Here is a 19955-nt window from a genome sequence, read left to right as displayed (position 1 = left end):
TAAATAGAAAATATTTTATTAATTTTATATGTTTTTAATCATATGTTTTAATTTTATTTTAAATTAATCATTATTGATGAATTTAAATAAATAATATATTTTTGAATGTACATATTTAAAAGTTTATAGCCTGCCGCTTCCCCAAGAGGTAGGTTTTTTTTATGAGAATTATTTATTCTAATTTTTGAGTTTTATAGTTTTTTTGTAGGTATTTAATTGGTTTTAAATATGTATGTTTAAAACTTAATTTTATAATTTAAATTATAAGAAAATTAAATATTTAATTGCTAGTGCTGAAAACTAATCATTTTTTACTTTATTTTTTTGCAAAGAAAATTATTCTGAAAATTATTTATTTAAAGTATGGAATTTAATATTTTTGATAATTTTTTACTGAGTTTTGGATTGTTTTACAATATTTCAAGAGATTAGATCTTCTAATGAGTAAATTGCCTTTTTCCCACAATGATTTCCAACTTATAATCAAATCAGGTACGAAGTTTTTTTTATATTTTTGTATTGCTTCTAGTGTATCAATATCAATTACAAAGGCAGAGACCGCGTCTGTTAACTCGGGAAAAAGCTTAACAAAAAAAGTTTCTCAACTCTTTAAACCCACGCCCGATGAAAGCTACCGATCTGTCGATTTCCAAAAATTAAGCAATTTAGGGTTTGATCAGAGCCAATTTCAACGGCTAGGAAATGATGGAAGCTATTTACCGACCTCTACTGCCATGTGGAATAATCAAGTCAGTTTAATTGATGCGATTCAATATGCAGTTCAACGAAATCCTAATATTTCTCAAGCCATTTCCACTTTAGCTGGTCAAAATGCGGGTATTGATTATGCCAAGGCCGGCTATTATCCACAGCTTTCAGGTGGTATTACCACAGGCGATTTGAGTAGTGGTGAGCGGGGAAGACAGTTACTCACATTATCTGCGACTCAAATGCTTTTTGATTTTGGCAAAGTCAAATCAGGTGTATCGGTTCAGCAAGCCAAAGTACAAGTCGAGCAGGCCAATGTACTGGTCAGCATTGATGATATTGCACTCGATGTGGCTCAGTCGATTGTCAATATTCAGCGCTACCTTCAATTAAATAAAATTGCCGAGCAGCAAATTGCTGGGATTCAGCGTATTCAGGAAATTGCCAATTTACGTGCAAATGCCGGTATTAGCAGTCAGGCTGACCCAGTTCAGGCACAAACATATTTAGAATCTGCACAGTCGACACTCATTGCTCAACAATCTTTATTACGCCAGTACCAGCAACATTTAAGAACTCTGATCGGAGTAGATGTTTTTAATAAGGCATGGGTCATTCCTGATGATTTGGTAAAGCAGTCTGGTCTCTATAATGAGCCTGAGTTTAATACCATTCCAAAAATGATCGCGGCTCAAGCTGGGGTTGAAGTGGCTAAAGCACAAAAAGAACAGACTCGTTTAACACGTTATCCAACCTTGTCCGTCAAAGGTTCCTTAAGTCAGGCCATTAACGGCAGAAATCCAAACAATGATAAAGATGACGGCTTATATAGCTCGGTCATGCTTGAAGCCACCAGTCAGTTTTATCAAGGTGGGGCAGTTTCTTCTCAGGTCAAAATGGCAAGCTATGCAGAAGAAGCAGCTAAATCTCAGGTCAATTCAGTCTATATGGATGTTCTCGATCAGATCAGAACTAGCCGTGAGCAAATTGAAAATAAACAACGCCAAATGCAGGTGCTGACCAATCGTCAAGCCACTACGGTTCGTACACGTGAACTTTATCAAGAGCAGTACAAACTTGGTACACGCTCATTGGTCGATTTATTGAATGCAGAGCAGGCCATTCATAGTGCCAATTCAGAACTCGAATCTGCACGTTATGACATCTACAACAGTATTGTTCAGTACATTTCGGCAACAGGACGTTCGCGCCAAGCCTATGGCTTAAATAATATTTCAATTCAGGGGTTCGAAGTACAACCATGATGACAAAAATAAATTACCAGCCCTGGTTACAGGCGGTCTTAACGATTGCTAAACATTATCGAATTGAGCCTTCAGAAGAAAGAATCCGTTTACAACTTGACTGGAACCAGAATCAAAACCTTGATGATGTTTTACAGTTAATGACACGTCAGGTTGGGCTAAACCTACGTAAGGTACCTTTTTCACTAGATTTACTTAATCCGTGGCGGCTACCTGTTCTGGTCGAGTTTCATGACGGACAGGTCGGTGTTGTTGATAAAGCCGATACCCAAGGTAATGTCAGTATCCAGTTTAGTGGGGATCAGGGACTTTCTCAGAATTTAAGCCTAGATGTCTTAAAAAATACCATTAAGAATGTCTATATCCTGCGTCCTGAAAGCTCTATTCCCGACGCGCGTATTGATGAATATATCAAACCCTATGAAGCAAGCTGGTTCTGGTCAATTGTTCTAAGAGACTGGAAGCGCTACGTTGATATCATGTTTGCCTCACTCATTGCCAATATTTTGGCACTGGCAACCATTGTTTTCTCAATGCAAGTCTATGACCGCGTTGTGCCTTCACAGTCTGTTCCAACCTTATGGGTGCTGGCAGGTGGTGTGCTTATTGCTGCTATTTTTGAGTTTATCTTACGTGTGTCTCGAGTTTATCTATCTGACATTATTGGTAAACGAGCAGATTTACTTGTCTCTGACCGTGTATTTGGTCATGCCTTAAGAATCAAAAATAAAGATCGTTCAAAGTCTACCGGTAGTTTTATTTCGCAGATTCGTGAGCTCGAAGGTGTTCGTGAACTGGTGACTTCTACCACCATTACTGCGATGGCAGATTTTCCATTCTTTTTCCTGTTCTTGACTATTTTTGCCATTATTGGTGGGAAGCTGTTTTGGGTGATGTTGCTGGTTGTACCGCTTATGATTTTGCCGGGTATTCTGGTGCAGAAGAAGCTAGCGCAACTCGCACAGGAAGGCATGAGAGAATCTTCAATCCGTAATGCCATTCTGGTTGAAGCGGTGCAGGGTATTGAAGATATCAAGTTGTTGCGTGCCGAATCGCGTTTTCAGAACCAGTGGAACCACATGAATGAAGTTTCAGCCGATATCGGTATGAAACAACGTAAAATTGTCGGTACTTTAATGGCATGGACCCAAAAGATTCAAGGCTTGACCTACGCATTTGTAGTTTTGGTGGGATGTTTTGCGGTGATGGATGGTGAAATGACTACAGGTGCGTTAGTAGCCTGTTCAATTTTATCGTCACGAATGTTGGCACCGATTAGTCATATTACTGGTGTATTGGGGCGTTTACAGCAGGCGAAAGTTGCAAAACAAAGCTTAGATGAGCTTATGCAACGTCCGATCGATCAGCCGGAGCGGTCGCATCTGGTACACAAAGCTGCTTTAAATGGCGACTATGAATTAAAAAATGTCTTGTTCCAATATAGTGAAGATGAACCACGTCCGAGCCTTGCAATTCGTCACTTAAAAATTCGTGCTGGTGAAAAAATTGCAATTCTGGGGCGTAATGGTGCTGGTAAATCGACATTGCTTCAGCTTTTATCAGGGATGCAAGTTCCAACTCAAGGTTCAGTGCATTTAGATGGCTTAGATCTTTCTTTAATTGACCCATCTGATGTACGTCGTGATATGGGGTTACTCAACCAGAATGCGCATCTTTTCTACGGTACGATTCGTGAGAACCTCACTTTGGGTGCACCGCTTGCAACAGATGAAGATATTTTTCGGGTTTTAGTGGTGACGGGTGCATTACCTTTTGTTCAAGAGAAAAAAGAAGGACTCGATCACCTGATTTTAGAAGGTGGGGTTGGTTTCTCTGGTGGTCAGAAACAAGCCTTGTTATTGGCCCGTCTATTGATTCGCCAACCTAATATTTTATTACTCGATGAACCGACAGCAGCGATTGATGATGTGGCAGAGAAACAATTGATTGATCATTTAAAAGGATGGCTGGCCCATCGGACCTTGGTGGTTGCGACTCACCGCCGCGCTGTTTTAGAACTGGTGGACCGTATTATTGTCGTTAACGACGGCAAAATCGTGATGGATGGTCCAAGAGATCAGGTCCTTAATCAATCAACAGCCCAACAAAAACAAGTGCAAGGGGATAATTCATGAGCGAACCACAACAAGAACAAGAACTCACCCGTTCAATGAATGTCTCTTATAGTGAACCACCGTTACCACGTGCCAGCTTAGTAATCTGGATTGTGGGGGTTGGTTTAGTTATTTTCTTTATCTGGGCATGGGTATTTAAACTTGAAGAAGTGTCTACAGGCACAGGTAAAGTAGTTCCGTCGTCTAAGGAGCAGGTTATCCAGTCTTTAGAGGGCGGTATTTTAACCAAGCTGAATGTACAAGAAGGCGATATTGTTCAAAAAGGCGAAATTCTTGCGCAATTAGATCCCACCCGTTTGGCATCGAATGTCGGTGAATCAAGATCTTTACTCATCTCCGCTCAGGCAACTTCAGCACGCTTACGTGCAGAGGTGAACGGCACACCATTAGCTTTTCCTGAAATTGTGCTGAAAGAACCAAAACTTGTACATGAAGAAACGGCATTATATGCGTCCCGCAGAGCTAATCTCGAACAAACACTTGCAGGTTTTAGACAGGCTTTGCAACTGGTCCAACAAGAACTGGCAATGACCGAACCGTTAGTTGCTAAAGGCGCGGCAAGTGAGGTTGAAGTTTTACGTTTACGTCGTGAAGCAAATGATCTGCAAAATAAAATGAATGATGTGCAGAATCAGTATTTTGTGCAGGCTCGTGAAGAGTTATCTAAAGCCAATACTGATATTGAAACGCAGCAACAAGTCGTACTGGGTCGTAGTGACAGCTTAGATCGCGCAGTGTTTAAAGCACCAGTACGTGGTGTTGTGAAAGAAATTGCAGTCACCACCCATGGCGGCGTTATTCCGCAAAATGGCAAGTTGATGACCATTGTACCGATTGATGAACAGCTGCTCATTGAAGCGCGTATTTTACCGCGTGACATTGCGTTTATTCGGCCGGGACAAGAAGCACTGGTTAAGATTACTGCCTATGACTACTCAATTTATGGTGGTTTAAAAGGTAAGGTCACGGTTATTTCACCAGATACGATTCGCGATGAAGTTAAACAAGACCAGTTCTATTATCGTGTTTATATTCGAACCGATTCAGACAAGCTTTATAATAAAGAAGGTAAAGCTTTCGGAATTACACCGGGTATGGTGGCAACTGTAGATATTCGTACGGGTGAAAAAACAGTACTGGATTACTTGCTTAAACCATTCAATAAAGCCAAAGAAGCTTTAAGAGAAAGGTGAAATAAATCTATATCTATATAGTTTTTAAATATTTAAAAGCTATATAGATATTAAGAAAGATAAGATCTTGTTTTAAATGTGTGGTTTTTATTGTTTATGTTTTAAAACATAAAAATATTAAAAGCATATTTTGACTATTATTTGTTAGTAAGTTTTTGAAAAACAATATTTATTATTTTAAAGTTTTATTTGGTTAATAAATAAACTGATTGCTGCTGCTTTTTTTGTGATGTAATTCATGTTTACAATTACTTTATGCGTTGAGGTTGGCCTTTGCTTTATCTAATTTATTCCTTAATTTGGGCTCTTCTTATTTAATAAAATTTAAGAGCTCTAAATTGGATTGGTTTAATTAAATAATCCTACGAAGGGGAAGAAATATGTCTGAGATAAGGGTAATTTCTAAGGAGAGTCATGAAACCTTAGAAATTACAGCAAAGGATACAGTCTCTCTTTCCGAAGCATCAGTTATTTTAATAAAAGTAAATAAAGATGATGTTTCTGAAATTAGACAAGACGGTAGAAATGCAATTATTACTTTAAAAAATGGTGAACAAATAGTAATAATTGATTTCTTTAACGGTAGTAATTATTCAACCGATAATAGTTTAGTTTTTGAAGATAATAATCATAAATTACTGTGGGTACAGTTTACTGACAGTAATGGGGTATTATTAGATCATATCACCTATAGTTATATCGATAGTATCGAACCATTGCTTTATCATGATGGAGCTGCATCTCCATGGGCATGGTTATCTGTACCGCTAACCGCAGCAGGAATTTTGTGGTGGGCTCATGACAGTGATAAAAATAATAACTTAGAGAGCGACTCGGACTCTGACAGCGATTCTGATTCGGACTCTGACAGCGACTCTGATTCTGACAGCGATTCGGACTCTGACAGTGACTCGGATAGCGACAGCGATTCTGACTCGGATAGCGACTCTGATTCTGACAGCGACTCTGACAGCGATTCGGACTCTGACAGCGATTCGGACTCTGACAGCGACTCGGACTCTGACAGTGACTCTGATTCTGATAGCGACTCGGACTCTGACAGTGACTCGGATTCTGACAGTGACTCTGATTCTGATAGCGACTCGGACTCTGACAGTGACTCGGATTCTGACAGTGACTCGGATTCGGACTCTGACAGTGACTCTGATTCTGACAGCGACTCGGATTCGGACTCTGACAGTGACTCTGATTCTGACAGCGACTCGGATTCGGACTCTGACAGTGACTCTGATTCTGACAGCGATTCGGACTCTGACAGCGACTCTGATTCGGACAGCGATTCTGACTCGGATAGCGACTCTGATTCTGACAGCGACTCTGACAGCGATTCGGACTCTGACAGCGATTCGGATTCTGATAGCGACTCGGATTCTGATAGCGACTCGGACTCTGACAGTGACAGCGATTCAGACAGTGACTCTGATTCGGACAGCGATTCTGATTCTGACAGTGACTCGGATAGCGACAGCGACTCTGATTCTGACAGCGACTCTGATTCTGACAGCGACTCGGACTCTGATAGCGACAGCGATTCTGACTCTGACAGCGACTCTGATTCTGACAGTGACTCAGACTCAGACTCTGACTCTGACAGCGACTCGGACTCTGACAGCGATTCGGACTCTGACAGCGACTCGGACTCTGACAGCGACTCGGACTCTGACAGCGATTCGGACTCTGATAGCGACAGCGACTCGGACTCTGACAGCGACTCGGACTCTGACAGCGATTCGGACTCTGATAGCGACAGCGATTCGGACTCTGACAGCGACTCGGACTCTGACAGCGACTCTGACTCTGACAGTGACTCGGACTCTGACAGCGACTCTGATTCTGATTCGGACAGCGATTCAGACTCTGACAGTGACTCTGATTCGGACAGCGATTCTGATTCTGACAGTGACTCGGATTCGGACAGCGATTCAGACTCTGACAGCGACTCTGACTCTGACAGCGACTCTGACTCTGACAGCGACTCTGACTCTGATAGCGACTCGGACTCTGACAGCGACAGTGATTCGGACTCTGACAGCGATTCTGACTCTGACAGCGACTCGGACTCTGACAGCGATTCGGACTCTGACAGCGATTCTGACAGTGACTCTGATTCTGACAGCGATTCGGACTCTGACAGCGACTCGGATTCTGACAGTGACTCGGATTCGGACAGCGATTCGGACTCTGACAGCGACTCTGACTCTGACAGCGACTCTGACTCTGATAGCGACTCTGACTCTGATAGCGATTCAGACTCTGACAGCGATTCGGACTCTGACAGCGACTCTGATTCTGACAGTGACTCTGATTCTGACAGCGATTCGGACTCTGACAGCGATTCGGACTCTGACAGCGACTCGGACTCTGACAGCGACTCGGACTCTGACAGTGACTCTGATTCTGACAGCGATTCGGACTCTGACAGCGACAGCGATTCAGACTCTGATTCGGATTCTGACAGCGACTCTGATTCTGACAGTGACTCTGATAGCGACAGCGATTCGGATAGCGACAGCGATTCGGACTCTGACAGCGACAGCGATTCAGACTCTGATTCGGATTCTGACAGCGACTCTGATTCTGACAGTGACTCTGATAGCGACAGCGATTCGGATAGCGACAGCGATTCGGACTCTGACAGCGACAGCGATTCAGACTCTGATTCGGATTCTGACAGCGACTCTGATTCTGACAGTGACTCAGACTCTGACAGTGACTCTGACAGCGACTCTGACTCTGATAGCGACAGCGACTCTGACTCTGACAGCGATTCTGACTCGGATAGCGACAGCGATTCGGACTCTGACAGCGACTCGGACTCTGATAGCGATTCTGACTCGGATAGCGACAGCGATTCTGACTCTGACAGCGACTCGGATTCTGACAGTGACTCGGATTCTGACAGTGACTCGGATTCTGACAGTGACTCTGATTCTGACAGCGATTCGGACTCTGACAGCGACTCGGACTCTGACAGCGATTCTGACTCTGACAGTGACTCTGATTCTGACAGTGACTCTGATTCTGACAGCGATTCGGACTCTGACAGCGACTCTGATTCTGACAGCGATTCAGATTCTGACAGCGATTCAGACTCTGACAGCGATTCAGACTCTGATAGCGACAGTGACTCGGACTCTGACAGTGACTCGGACTCTGACAGTGACTCTGATTCGGACAGCGATTCGGACTCTGACAGTGACTCGGACTCTGACAGCGACTCGGACTCTGACAGTGACTCTGATTCTGACAGCGATTCGGACTCTGACAGCGACTCTGATTCTGACAGCGATTCAGACTCTGACAGCGATTCGGACTCTGACAGCGACTCTGATTCTGACAGCGATTCAGACTCTGACAGTGACTCGGACTCTGACAGTGACTCTGATTCTGACAGCGATTCGGACTCTGACAGCGATTCGGACTCTGACAGCGACAGCGATTCAGACTCTGATTCGGATTCTGACAGCGACTCTGATTCTGACAGTGACTCGGATTCGGACAGCGATTCGGACTCTGACAGCGACAGCGATTCAGACTCTGATTCGGATTCTGACAGCGACTCTGATTCTGACAGTGACTCAGACTCTGACAGTGACTCTGACAGCGACTCGGACTCTGATAGCGACAGCGACTCGGACTCTGACAGCGACTCGGACTCTGACAGCGACTCGGACTCTGACAGCGACAGCGACTCTGATTCTGACAGCGATTCGGACTCTGACAGTGACTCGGATTCTGACAGCGACTCTGATTCAGACAGTGACTCGGACTCTGACAGCGACAGCGATTCTGATTCGGATAGTGACTCTGACAGCGACTCTGACTCTGATAGCGACAGCGACTCGGACTCTGACAGCGACTCGGACTCTGACAGCGACTCGGATTCGGATAGCGACAGCGACTCTGATTCGGACAGCGACTCGGACTCTGACAGCGACTCTGATTCGGATAGCGACAGCGACTCGGATTCAGACAGTGACTCTGATTCGGATAGCGACTCTGATTCGGACAGCGACTCGGACTCTGACAGCGATTCTGACTCGGACTCTGATAGTGACTCGGACTCTGACAGCGATTCGGATAGCGACAGCGACTCGGATTCAGACAGTGACTCTGATTCGGATAGCGACTCGGATTCTGACAGTGACTCGGATTCTGACAGTGATTCTGACTCTGACAGCGACTCTGACTCTGACAGCGACTCGGATTCTGACAGTGACTCGGACTCTGACAGCGACTCGGACTCTGATAGCGACAGCGACTCGGATTCTGACAGTGACTCGGACTCTGACAGCGATTCGGACTCTGACAGCGACAGCGACAGCGATTCGGACTCTGACAGCGATTCGGACTCTGACAGTGACTCGGATTCTGACAGTGACTCGGACTCGGACTCTGACAGTGACTCGGACTCTGATTCTGACAGCGACAGCGATTCGGACTCTGACAGCGACTCTGATTCTGACAGTGACTCGGACTCTGATAGCGACAGCGATTCGGACTCTGACAGCGACTCGGACTCTGATAGCGACAGCGATTCAGACTCTGACAGCGATTCTGATTCGGACAGTGACTCGGACTCTGATAGCGACAGCGATTCTGACTCTGACAGCGACTCGGATTCGGACAGCGACTCGGATTCTGACAGTGACAGCGACTCTGACTCTGATAGTGACTCGGACTTGGTTGCGAATGATGATTTGGCAACGCTCGATGCCAATATTGATCCGACGACAAGTTCCGTACCTACACAGTCTAAAACGTCTGTAGTTTTACCTTCTTATGATGGTTTGATTTTGGATTGGACATGGGCTTCGAACAACGCGTTGCAAGTAGAAGTTCCTCAAGGAACATTGCAGGACTTTAATGTAAATATCAGTGGTTTATATGCTGGTGTGGGTATTGTGAGTTTAGGTCTGGATGTTCTTCGCCTAAATGAGAATACGGGAGAATATGAGCTTTATGAGCATATTCCAAATGCCGGAACTGCTTTTGCAGCACTTGTAGGGTTCTATACAGGTGGAACCACAATTAATGACTTACCTGAAGGTAAATATGCCATTGTCATGACAAATGACCAAGGGCTTAACTTTACAGGTTTAGGCTTCCCAACTTTAACCATTCCATCAGGTGGCGTCGCAACTGATTATGGTGAGGTTGTTGTAAGTGGTAACGTCATTGTTCCTGAAGGTCCGGGGGATGTAGCGGATGTCGATCCTGAAGGTCAGCCATTAGTCGTTACACAAGTAATTTCTGAGACTGGTAATACATTAACAGTGAATCAATCTGATAATGGTTTCCAAAAAATAGAAGGGGCCTATGGCGATCTCTATATTGATAAGGATGGGAATTATGAATACATCAGAAATCCGGAAATTCCTAACTCAGTAGGTAAAGTTGATACGTTTACTTATACAATTCAAGATGTTGATGGAAATACAGCAACAGCTAATCTCAATATCAGAATTGATAGTTCTCAAGTAGACATTAACTGGCCAGCTGACCCTACTTTGGATGGTACAGTTGATTTAGTTGCTACTAATGATATCAATGGCGCTCAAGTAGATTACAAAAACTTTGTTGAAACAAAATCGGCAGATCTTGGTTCAATGACGGCTTCGGTTACTCGTACTGGTAGCTTATTTGGTGGTTATACATATACACGTAATCCTGGAACAGATACTTCAGATGTTGTTACTGTAGATAAAAATGCCTCAGCTGTTTTATCTATCAAAGTTACTACAACTGATTCATCTGGCGCCAATAATGATACCTTCGGTTATAGCGTACAAAAATTGGTAGGGGGTAGCTGGCAAACTGTATATGTTTCACCAACTACAACTTATAGCCATCCATTCCTTGGTGGTTCAAATGCTACGATCATTGATAATAGTTATTCGATACCAGCGGGTAGTGTGGCGACACAATGGCGTGTAGTTTATACAAGTACCGAAAGTAATGAGTCATTCCTTGTTAATGGCACTAATACAACTTCAGTTCAAACTTCAGTTCAACCAACAGTGACGCATTATGATGCATTTACTGCTTCTGGAGAATTTACTCCAGCTACAGGTAACATAATTACTGGTGATAGTGGTAATGGTACTGATGTAACAGGAGGTGTGGGTACTAAATTGTTCGTGGAAAATGCAGCGGGTGTATTTGTTGAAGCTACTGGTCAAACTTTAGTTTACAGTAATGGAACATTAAATATTGCTGCAAACGGTACATATACATTTACTCCAAATGCCACAGCAGACGGAAGTCAAACTACAAGTTTCAATTATAAACTTATAGCTGCGAATGGTGATGAAAGTAATGTAGCTACATTAACAATTAATTTGGGTAGACATTATGAAACGGGTACTGGAAATGATTTAATTTCTGGTACATCAGGAAATGATGTTTATACAACTGGTACTGGTGCAGATACAGTTATATTTAAGCTTCTTAATGCTACAGATCCTACAGGTGGAAATGGTTCAGATACCTGGAGTGATTTTAATAAAGCAGAAGGAGATAAAATCGATATAAGTACTTTATTATCAGGTCAGTCTGTTAATAATACAAATATTGGTCAATATGTAACTGCTACTCAAGTAGGTACGGATACAGTAATTAGTATAGATAGAGATGGAAGTGGAACATCTTATAATTCTACAGAAATCTTAACTCTTAAAAATACTAATACTACGATTGATGAACTACTGCAAAATAGTCAAATATTATTTTAATTTGATTAATTAAAAAAAGAGGATCTACGGATCCTCTTTTTATTTTTCTAAATAATTTTTTAAATTAAATATGATATGTTATAATAACTTAAAAGATTTTTTAAAGTGATAATATGGAAATTAATACCTATAGTAAATTTGAGGAATTCAAAAAAAAATTAAAAGATTGGTTATTAATTCAATTAAAAAACCATTCTGAAAGTCAGAGAGATATATGTATTTTCTTATCTGTTGGAAATGAGAAAAAACGCTGTGAAGTATGGAATACTTTTGATGAAAATATTAATGTCGTATTAAAAAGAATATATTCTTTTTTAGATAAATTGTACTCTAAAAATAGGGGGGTACCTGAGTTTTTTAAAATAGATTTTGCATATAATATCAGTGAAGAGAGCTGGGAGGATGTTGATTTTTCTGTTTTAAATCAGGAGCATAATAATCATTATAGAAAGGGTGTTAGCTTTGACGAAAAATTTCATATATGTTTTTTAGAACAAGAAATATATGGTAAAGCTATTATAAAAGGTATTTCATTTGATAAACCTAATTTTTTTGATGAAAAGAATCTTAATGATGCGATAAAAGCAAAATATAAAAATATTACTAAGTATTTTGAATTAGATGATATAAAAAAAGTGTGGGTTTTTGACACTATAGCTGCTTTTTATGAAAATGGGGTGTTTATTGATTTGCAGACTGTAGGTGTAGCAAATGGAATAAGATGTAATTCGAAAATTAATAAAGCTGAGATTAAAGAGCTTATTATTAATAATGCCGAATTTTTGTATAATCAAATTATGGATGATGGTCGCTTTATTTATGGTTATTTTCCTGCTTATGATAGGGAGATTAAAAGCTATAATACAGTCAGGCATTGTACATCTTTATATGCATTGTTAGAAACATTGGAAGTAGATTTTAATAAAAAATATTTAGATAAAATTGAAAAATCTATGGAGTATGCATTCCAGAAATTTTATAAAATTGTAGAAGAAAAAGGATTTATGATTGATGGAGAGCAAGATTTAGAAATAAAATTAGGTTCAAATGCAACTGCAATTTTTATGCTTGCTAAATATCAAGAAATAACTGGTAATGATAAGTATCTTAAAAATGCTGAAATGCTAGCAAAAGGGATACAATATATGATTGATGAACATGGACAAACTAGTCATATTTTAAATTATCCTTCATTAAGTGTAAAAGAAAAATTTAGAATTGTATATTATGATGGTGAAGCTGCCTTAGGTCTATTACGTTTATATCAGATTAATAAAAATAAAGATTTACTAGATACTGTTAAATTAATGTTTGATAATTTTATTGTTAAAAAATATGATAAATATCATGATCATTGGTTAAGTTATTGTACAAATGAATTAACAAAAATATGCCCTGAAGAAAAATATTTTAGATTTGGAATGAATAACTATCTGAATCACATGGAGTTTATTAAAAATAGAAAAACTGCTTATGCAACATTTTTAGAAATGATGATGTCAGCATATAAAATGGTTTTATATATGCGAGATAATAATTATCTAGATTTGTTTAATGAAGCTAAATTTGATGAGTTAAAAGAATTAATTAAATATAGAGTTGAATTTCAGTGTTCTACCGGTTTCTTTTATCCAGAATTAGCGATGTATATGGCTAGGCCAGATAAAGTTAAGAATGCATTCTTTGTTAGACATGATCGTTTTAGAGTACGAATAGATGATCAAGAGCATAATTTGTCTGGTTTAGTGGCTTTTTATAATTATTTTGAGTGACATATGAAAAGACAATATATAGAGCTAAAAGAAACTATGGGTGAAAATAATATATTTTTTACTCGTAATGGTAACTCAAGATTTCTTGATGAAGATTTTATTAATTTTTTAGAAAAAGTAGAAATTGAACCTTTTTCTGCATTTTTAGTCGGTAACAATATTTGGAGTATGGGTGCATTTTCTTATAGTTGGTCTCTATTGCCAATTACGACTAAAGTGGGTCGGTATTGCTCAATAGCAGAAGGAGTGAGAGTACTTGGTTTAAGGCATCCTCATGAATGGCTTACAACATCAGCAACAACATATGATCGAAATTTTATAATTTATCAAAAATATTTAGAAATAAATAAGGTGGATCAAAATGCACGAAGGTTACCAAATAATCCTGAATTAAAAGTACTGGATATTGGACATGATGTTTGGATAGGGGCAAGAGCGTTGTTAAAACCAACTATAACTATTGGAAATGGAGCTGTAATTGCAGCAAATTCAGTCGTTACAAAAGATGTACCTCCTTATGCAATTGTCGGTGGCAATCCTGCAAAAATTATAAAATACAGATTTGATGAAGATACTATTAACCGGTTATTAAAATCAAAATGGTGGGAATATGGATTTTCAGATATTCAAAATCTAGAAATAGAGAATATTCAACAGTTTTTGATTGAATTTGATTTGAAAAAAAGTAATTTAGAAAAAATGAAATTGGAAAAGTTAATAGTGGAGTAAAGTATGAACACTATTACAAACATAGATACTAAAGTAATAGGATTAATCGAATTTAATTCAATTATGAAAAAACTTGAGAGAATTTCGGCTAAATCATTGTCAATCTTTATTGTTGATGAAGAGCATAGCATTGAAGTTTATTCTAAGAATACAAATATAAAAATTGTACCTGGCTCAGTTGTAAAGCTATTAACATTATTTTTAGTATTTGATTTAAATATTTCTTTAAGAGAAATTATAAGAATTAAAAAAAATAATTTAATAGTTGGAAGTGGTTATAACTTGTTAGAAAATGATCTTATAACAATTAATGACTTGCTTAAGAATATGATATTTAAGTCAAGTAATACGAGTGCTGAAGTCTTAAAGGAATTAATTGAAGAAAAAACAAATGTTTCTTATGAGGAACATGCAAGAAAAGTAATAAGTAGAATTGGGATGAAACTTACAAACATCGTAAATTCACATGGCTTATATAAAAACAAACAATATACAACTGTTGATGATTTATTGAAATTAGTTCTTAATATATTGAAGAATAAAAAAATAGAATCTTTCTTATTTTATAATCATCAAAGTATCGTTGTTCAGCGGAATAAAAATTATATAAATATTGATTTTGATTCAAATGAGAAAAAATTTATTAAAACAGGAACTCTTTTTCCAAATGTATTTAATAGTGTACAGATAGTAAAAATACGCAATAAATATCTTATTGCTTGTCTAGGGTATTCAAAAGATGATCACAGTAGATTGATTGATCAAGAAATGATTAATGATTTAATTGGAGTAATATAATGTCTATATTTGGAATTTTAAAACCAGCAAAGAACTTAACTGATGTAGAAGAAATCTTCATTATTGTTGCCCAAAGCCGAGGTCATGAAGCTTATGTTTTTACAGCAAAAGATGTATGTTTTGAAACTGAAAAGGTAGTAGGCAAGACTATACTAAATGGAAAAGTTTTAGAAAAAGAATTTAACTTTCCTCATGTAATTCAAAATAGGCTAGCTGTTAAGGCTGAGGATAAGGAAATATATCTAAAACTAGCAGAAAAAATTCCTTTTACATCAAATAGAATTGGAACAAAAAAGAATGTTGATCTAAAATTAAAAAAAATTGAAGATATCAATGAATTCTTGATAAGTGTTGAGGACTGTAAAGAATTTGATGATCTTTTGAATGCAGTTCAAAAATATAAAAAAGTGATATTAAAGCCCTTATCAAGTAATCAGGGGAAAGGAATTTTTTCTGTAGAATTCTTAGATAAAAAATATATTGTAAAGCAGTTGGATAAAAGAAATGAGTTCAATAAAAATGAACTTAGACATTTTTTTGATAAAGATATTAAGAATAAAGGTTATTCCCTCAGTAAGTATTTTAATAGTTCTACAAACAATTCACTTAATACAGTTTTTCGCATGCAAATTAGTAGAGGGGCTGGGGGTAAGTGGAAATTAATAAAATTCTTTCCCTATGTAAATATCAATAAAAATATTGATATTACAAATGGTATGCAAGGAGCATTAATCACTACGCGTGAAAAAATGTTTTTAGAACAATATTATCCAAATTCATTTGAGAAAATTAATAAAAGTATAAAGAAAATTTTCGAAAAATTTCCTCTCGCTTTCCAAAAGCAATATGCATGGCGCTTAGATTCGCTAGGTTTAGATTTAGGCATTGATCAGGAAGGAAACATTGCTATATTTGAGGTCAATGCAGGTCCTGGAATTGGATTTATGGCTTACCCTGTAGCAAAAGCTCAGGTTGATTATTATGAATGGTTACAAGAAAATGCCAAACCACCCTTCAAGAATAACTTTTTACCTATCAATTTAAGATAAGAGAATTATAATGTTAAAGGAAAAGGGTATATATATGCTTTATCCTGCAATTAAGCAGGAAAAGAATGGTCTATTAATTGCACTAATTAAAAGAGCAGATTTATTTAGTAGAAATGGAGTTAAAGTAAATATATGTACTCTTTCTTATAACCCTATGGTTAATCTACTTTATAAGGATTTATATTTAAGTGGTTTGTTAGATTTAGAAGTAAATGAAAATATTAATTTTTTAAATTTATACTCTTTTTATCAAAAAAATGAATTTTCAATTAATTTTGAACCTGAAGAGAGTTATAAATTTAGCATCGAAGAAAAAAATATTGAAAGTGATAGTTTAGGAAATATTAAGGTCTTTGATGATAAAAATAAACTCTGTAAATATTATGTTAAAAATAAGCAAGGACTTTTAAGCCATATAAATATTTTTGAATCTGGCCAAATAGTTAAAAGATTGAAATTTAATGAAAAGGGAGTTTTGAGCTCATCACAAGTCTTAGATAGTAATAGATTAGTTATCACAGAAGACTTCTATGATATTAACAATCATCTTGTTCTATCAAGAAATTATAATAAGGAAGGAAAGATAGTTAGTCTATATCTGTATGGAGAGGAGGGTATAATTTCACGAAAGTTTAGTTCAGAAATTGAATTGTTTGAATATACATTATCTAAAATAAATGTGAATGAGCATAAGGTTTATATTATTGATAGAGCTATAGTTTTTGCAAAAAATATACTATTGAATAAAAAAGAAAATTCTACTGTGATTGGGGTTATTCATGCTGCACATTACTCAAAAGCTAGAGAAAAAGATTCAAAACCTAATGCTCACTACAATAGTTATATCGAAAACTTAGAGAAAATAGATCATCTCATTTTTCTAACGGAGAAACAAAAAATAGATTTTAGCGAGAGATTTGGTTCTTATTCTAACTATACAGTTATCCCTCATTTTTATAAAAATACAACATTTGAAAATAGTTTAACTTCACCACAGAAATATCAATGTGTATGTTTGGCAAGGTTTGATAAAGTAAAACGTTTAGATCTACTTATTGAATTATTTAGTGAAATTCATAAGAAAATTCCTAAAGCAAATTTAGATATTTATGGCTTCGGGCCTGAGAAAGAAAATTTAAACAAAATTATAAAAAATAATAATCTAGAGGGTATTGTTCGGCTGCGTGAATTCGTTTCTGATGTAAGTTCAATACTTAAAAATGCAGATCTCATGTTGTTTACTAGCGGATCCGAAGGATTTTGTATGGCTATATTAGATTCTTTGAAGAATAATTGCCCAGTAATTTCTTTTGATATTGATTATGGTCCGAGTGAAATGATTATTAATGACTATAATGGTTATTTGATTGAGGATAACGATACGGAAAAATTTATTAATACTACGGTAGAATTATTAAGTAATAGAGAAAAAATAAGTTTATTCCATAAAAACTGTGCTAAATCTGTATGGAGATTCAATGATGAAAATAATTTTAAACTATGGAAAAATCTTATTTTTAAATAATGCTTTAAAGATTATTTTCTTATTTTTGATCTCATCATTTAGCTTAGCATGTCTAGCTGGAGTCAAAGAAAATATGACTATAAAAGAAGAGAAAAAATATTATAAATCTGGAAAAATTAGGGTGGTCTATACTCTGAATGAGATAGAGCAGACAGATGCTAATAAAAATAGTATTCCAGATTATGTAGAAAACATTGCAATTCAAGCTAATGCAACTATAGATGCACTTGACTATCTAGGTTTTGTTAATCCTCTCAATAGCCCTAGGTATAATTCTGAAGTAAATTATATTGATATTCATGTAGTTAGTCTAAATTATAATGGTATTGCCTATGATAAACCCTATGTATACAGTTTTGATGGGCCTAAAAGAAACAAGGCTTTGTTGATTAAATTAAATAGTAGATTAAAAAACTTTCCCGGTAATTATTGGACAGTTGTTGCCCATGAGATATTTCATCTTTATCAATATGGGTATAGTGCATTAAAACCAAGTTGGTATCTTGAAGGTATGGCAAACTGGTCAGAAAGATTATTAAGAAAAGATGACATTGATACAAAGGGGAGAGTTCTTTTACCAACAAGTAGTAGCAGTTTACAAAATGATATTTACCAAGTACCTTACAATAAGTTGTGGTATAGATTAGCTTTTTTGTCTAAAAAGAATAACAGTCAATTGAATTTACCAGATAGCATAATAAAGCGTACGTATGTTGATGGTAGCTTAGTTTTTAAAGATAAGTCTTTCTCTGGCTACATATTTATGAGAAATTTTTTATCAAATTTATCATTAGTAGCAAGTGACCGAAATGTATTACTTCCATTAAATAGATATAATAATTTTTATAACTCTGCAATAATCATTAAATGTCTTAAAAAAACAATCATAGAATCAGGGATAAAACTAAATTCTGATGAGAAGGATTTTTTAACTTTGTAATTATTGGTGCCTATAATTTATTTTATTAAACCTTTAAATAATAAATCACCTATATTTAATTAATTTTAGATATAATATTGTGAAATAGGTTTTATTCTTGTAATTTTTATTTTTTATAGAAGTATAGTTATTCAAAATTTTAAAAAAATAGTACTTTTTGATAAAAAAGTGACTTAAAAAATAGTGTATTTAAAACATAATTTTAAAACATTTTTTAAGTTATGAGTGAGCTTATTGTATGTAAAATAAGGATAATTTTTATCCTGTAGAAATTTATTTTGAACTTAATTAATTTGTAATTGATAAAGCATAATTCTCATGTGAATATAATCTTGAGGATGTTGTTATACAACTTTCTTCATATTTCAGGTTTAAGTGATATTCACTAAGTCCACAGCCTTACAGGATGTGGACTCTTCTTAATTAATAAAGAATTTAAAATTATATTGGTTTCTTTTATTGTAATTTAAGAACGCATAGTTGAATTTAACTTAAACCTACTGTAATAATATATCTATTATTAATAATCCTAATTCTATAAATTTTAATTTAAGATGGATTTTATATAAATGGATGATTATATATTTAACATGAGGATTAAAATTAATGAAGAATTTACTTCTATTTCAAATCGTATTTTCATTAACACTAATCTTGACGGGTTGTGTAAATCAGCCATATGGTCATCAATCGGTTTATTCACCAGCTTCTATTAATACTATTGCTAGTCATAAATTGTATTTAATATCAGAAAAATCAAACCACCCTAGCTTTGGTACAGGAGAGGTTACAGAAGATAAAGCCTCTCAATATGCAAGTAATCATAAGAAGACAGTAATTTGTGATAAACATCATTATTATGCTGCCAGTAATGTTATTAGTGATCTGAAACAGACAAAAATTATTTTAGTAAGTGGTGAAGAGATTAATGTTTCTAAGTCATGCTGGGTAGAAGATGCAAACCCCAAAAAATCAATTTATGTTTCTAAATCATCTGTTAGTCATGGTTTTTGATAATTAAACAGATAAAGTGAGACTAAGCCTTACTCGCTTGGTCTCATTATAATTCATTCAAATAATTTTTAT

Annotated in this window: 11 protein-coding genes and 1 pseudogene; all 12 read left to right on the top strand. The window is 36.6% G+C overall.

All coding sequences use genetic code 11. The features are described 5' to 3' along the window. Window positions 1–440 precede the first annotated feature (440 nt). The 12 genes and pseudogenes from ACB088_RS12700 to ACB088_RS12645 all read left to right on the top strand — a co-directional run bounded on the left by ACB088_RS12700 (window position 441) and on the right by ACB088_RS12645 (window position 19883). Complete coding sequence (locus ACB088_RS12700) at window positions 441–1973, top strand: TolC family outer membrane protein (RefSeq protein WP_375037134.1); 1533 nt, start codon at window positions 441–443, stop codon at window positions 1971–1973. After that, a complete protein-coding gene (locus ACB088_RS12695; RefSeq protein WP_375037133.1) occupies window positions 1970–4108 on the top strand; it encodes a type I secretion system permease/ATPase in 2139 nt (712 codons plus the stop codon). Before ACB088_RS12700 ends, ACB088_RS12695 begins: the two co-directional genes overlap by 4 nt. Beyond that, a complete protein-coding gene (locus tag ACB088_RS12690) occupies window positions 4105–5301 on the top strand; it encodes an HlyD family type I secretion periplasmic adaptor subunit (protein ID WP_375037132.1) in 1197 nt (398 codons plus the stop codon). The genes ACB088_RS12695 and ACB088_RS12690 overlap by 4 nt, the downstream gene beginning before the upstream one ends. Window positions 5302–5681: 380 nt before the next feature. Continuing rightward, window positions 5682–6623: pseudogene (locus ACB088_RS12685) on the top strand (BapA prefix-like domain-containing protein); the annotation flags it as partial. Window positions 6624–10004: 3381 nt separating this feature from the next. Continuing rightward, on the top strand, window positions 10005–12056 hold the full coding sequence (locus ACB088_RS12680) for a type I secretion C-terminal target domain-containing protein (RefSeq protein ID WP_199991234.1): 2052 nt from the start codon (window positions 10005–10007) through the stop codon (window positions 12054–12056). Between the two features lie 113 nt (window positions 12057–12169). Then, window positions 12170–13828 (top strand): poly alpha-glucosyltransferase, encoded by a 1659-nt coding sequence (locus ACB088_RS12675; RefSeq protein WP_375037131.1) that lies wholly within the window; start codon window positions 12170–12172, stop codon window positions 13826–13828. A 3-nt stretch (window positions 13829–13831) separates the two neighbouring features. Continuing rightward, window positions 13832–14557 (top strand): CatB-related O-acetyltransferase, encoded by a 726-nt coding sequence (locus ACB088_RS12670; RefSeq protein ID WP_375037130.1) that lies wholly within the window; start codon window positions 13832–13834, stop codon window positions 14555–14557. A gap of 3 nt (window positions 14558–14560) precedes the next feature. Then, a complete protein-coding gene (locus ACB088_RS12665) occupies window positions 14561–15355 on the top strand; it encodes a serine hydrolase (RefSeq protein WP_199991231.1) in 795 nt (264 codons plus the stop codon). Beyond that, window positions 15355–16404: a YheC/YheD family protein gene (locus ACB088_RS12660; RefSeq protein WP_199991230.1), complete on the top strand. Its 1050-nt coding sequence runs from the start codon at window positions 15355–15357 to the stop codon at window positions 16402–16404. The genes ACB088_RS12665 and ACB088_RS12660 overlap by 1 nt, the downstream gene beginning before the upstream one ends. A gap of 10 nt (window positions 16405–16414) precedes the next feature. Further along, complete coding sequence (locus tag ACB088_RS12655) at window positions 16415–17929, top strand: glycosyltransferase (RefSeq protein ID WP_375037129.1); 1515 nt, start codon at window positions 16415–16417, stop codon at window positions 17927–17929. Continuing rightward, window positions 17883–18869 carry a hypothetical protein gene (locus tag ACB088_RS12650; RefSeq protein WP_375037128.1) on the top strand — a complete coding sequence of 329 codons (987 nt, stop codon included), beginning with the start codon at window positions 17883–17885 and terminating at the stop codon, window positions 18867–18869. Before ACB088_RS12655 ends, ACB088_RS12650 begins: the two co-directional genes overlap by 47 nt. A 606-nt stretch (window positions 18870–19475) precedes the next feature. After that, window positions 19476–19883 carry a hypothetical protein gene (locus ACB088_RS12645; protein ID WP_375037127.1) on the top strand — a complete coding sequence of 136 codons (408 nt, stop codon included), beginning with the start codon at window positions 19476–19478 and terminating at the stop codon, window positions 19881–19883. Window positions 19884–19955 lie beyond the last annotated feature (72 nt).

Origin of the sequence: Acinetobacter sp. RW6, from assembly GCF_041956835.1 — a bacterium.
In the GTDB taxonomy this organism is placed as follows: domain Bacteria; phylum Pseudomonadota; class Gammaproteobacteria; order Pseudomonadales; family Moraxellaceae; genus Acinetobacter; species Acinetobacter calcoaceticus.
The sequence above is the reverse complement of the archived record's forward strand: the minus strand, read 5'-3'. Positions and strand labels throughout refer to the sequence as shown.

Coding starts and splice junctions, on each gene's coding strand:
- ACB088_RS12700 (WP_375037134.1), top strand. CDS start 441: ATGAGTAAATTGCCTTTTTCCCACAATGATTTCCAACTTATAATCAAA.
- ACB088_RS12695 (WP_375037133.1), top strand. CDS start 1,970: ATGATGACAAAAATAAATTACCAGCCCTGGTTACAGGCGGTCTTAACG.
- ACB088_RS12690 (WP_375037132.1), top strand. CDS start 4,105: ATGAGCGAACCACAACAAGAACAAGAACTCACCCGTTCAATGAATGTC.
- ACB088_RS12675 (WP_375037131.1), top strand. CDS start 12,170: ATGGAAATTAATACCTATAGTAAATTTGAGGAATTCAAAAAAAAATTA.
- ACB088_RS12670 (WP_375037130.1), top strand. CDS start 13,832: ATGAAAAGACAATATATAGAGCTAAAAGAAACTATGGGTGAAAATAAT.
- ACB088_RS12665 (WP_199991231.1), top strand. CDS start 14,561: ATGAACACTATTACAAACATAGATACTAAAGTAATAGGATTAATCGAA.
- ACB088_RS12660 (WP_199991230.1), top strand. CDS start 15,355: ATGTCTATATTTGGAATTTTAAAACCAGCAAAGAACTTAACTGATGTA.
- ACB088_RS12655 (WP_375037129.1), top strand. CDS start 16,415: ATGTTAAAGGAAAAGGGTATATATATGCTTTATCCTGCAATTAAGCAG.
- ACB088_RS12650 (WP_375037128.1), top strand. CDS start 17,883: ATGATGAAAATAATTTTAAACTATGGAAAAATCTTATTTTTAAATAAT.
- ACB088_RS12645 (WP_375037127.1), top strand. CDS start 19,476: ATGAAGAATTTACTTCTATTTCAAATCGTATTTTCATTAACACTAATC.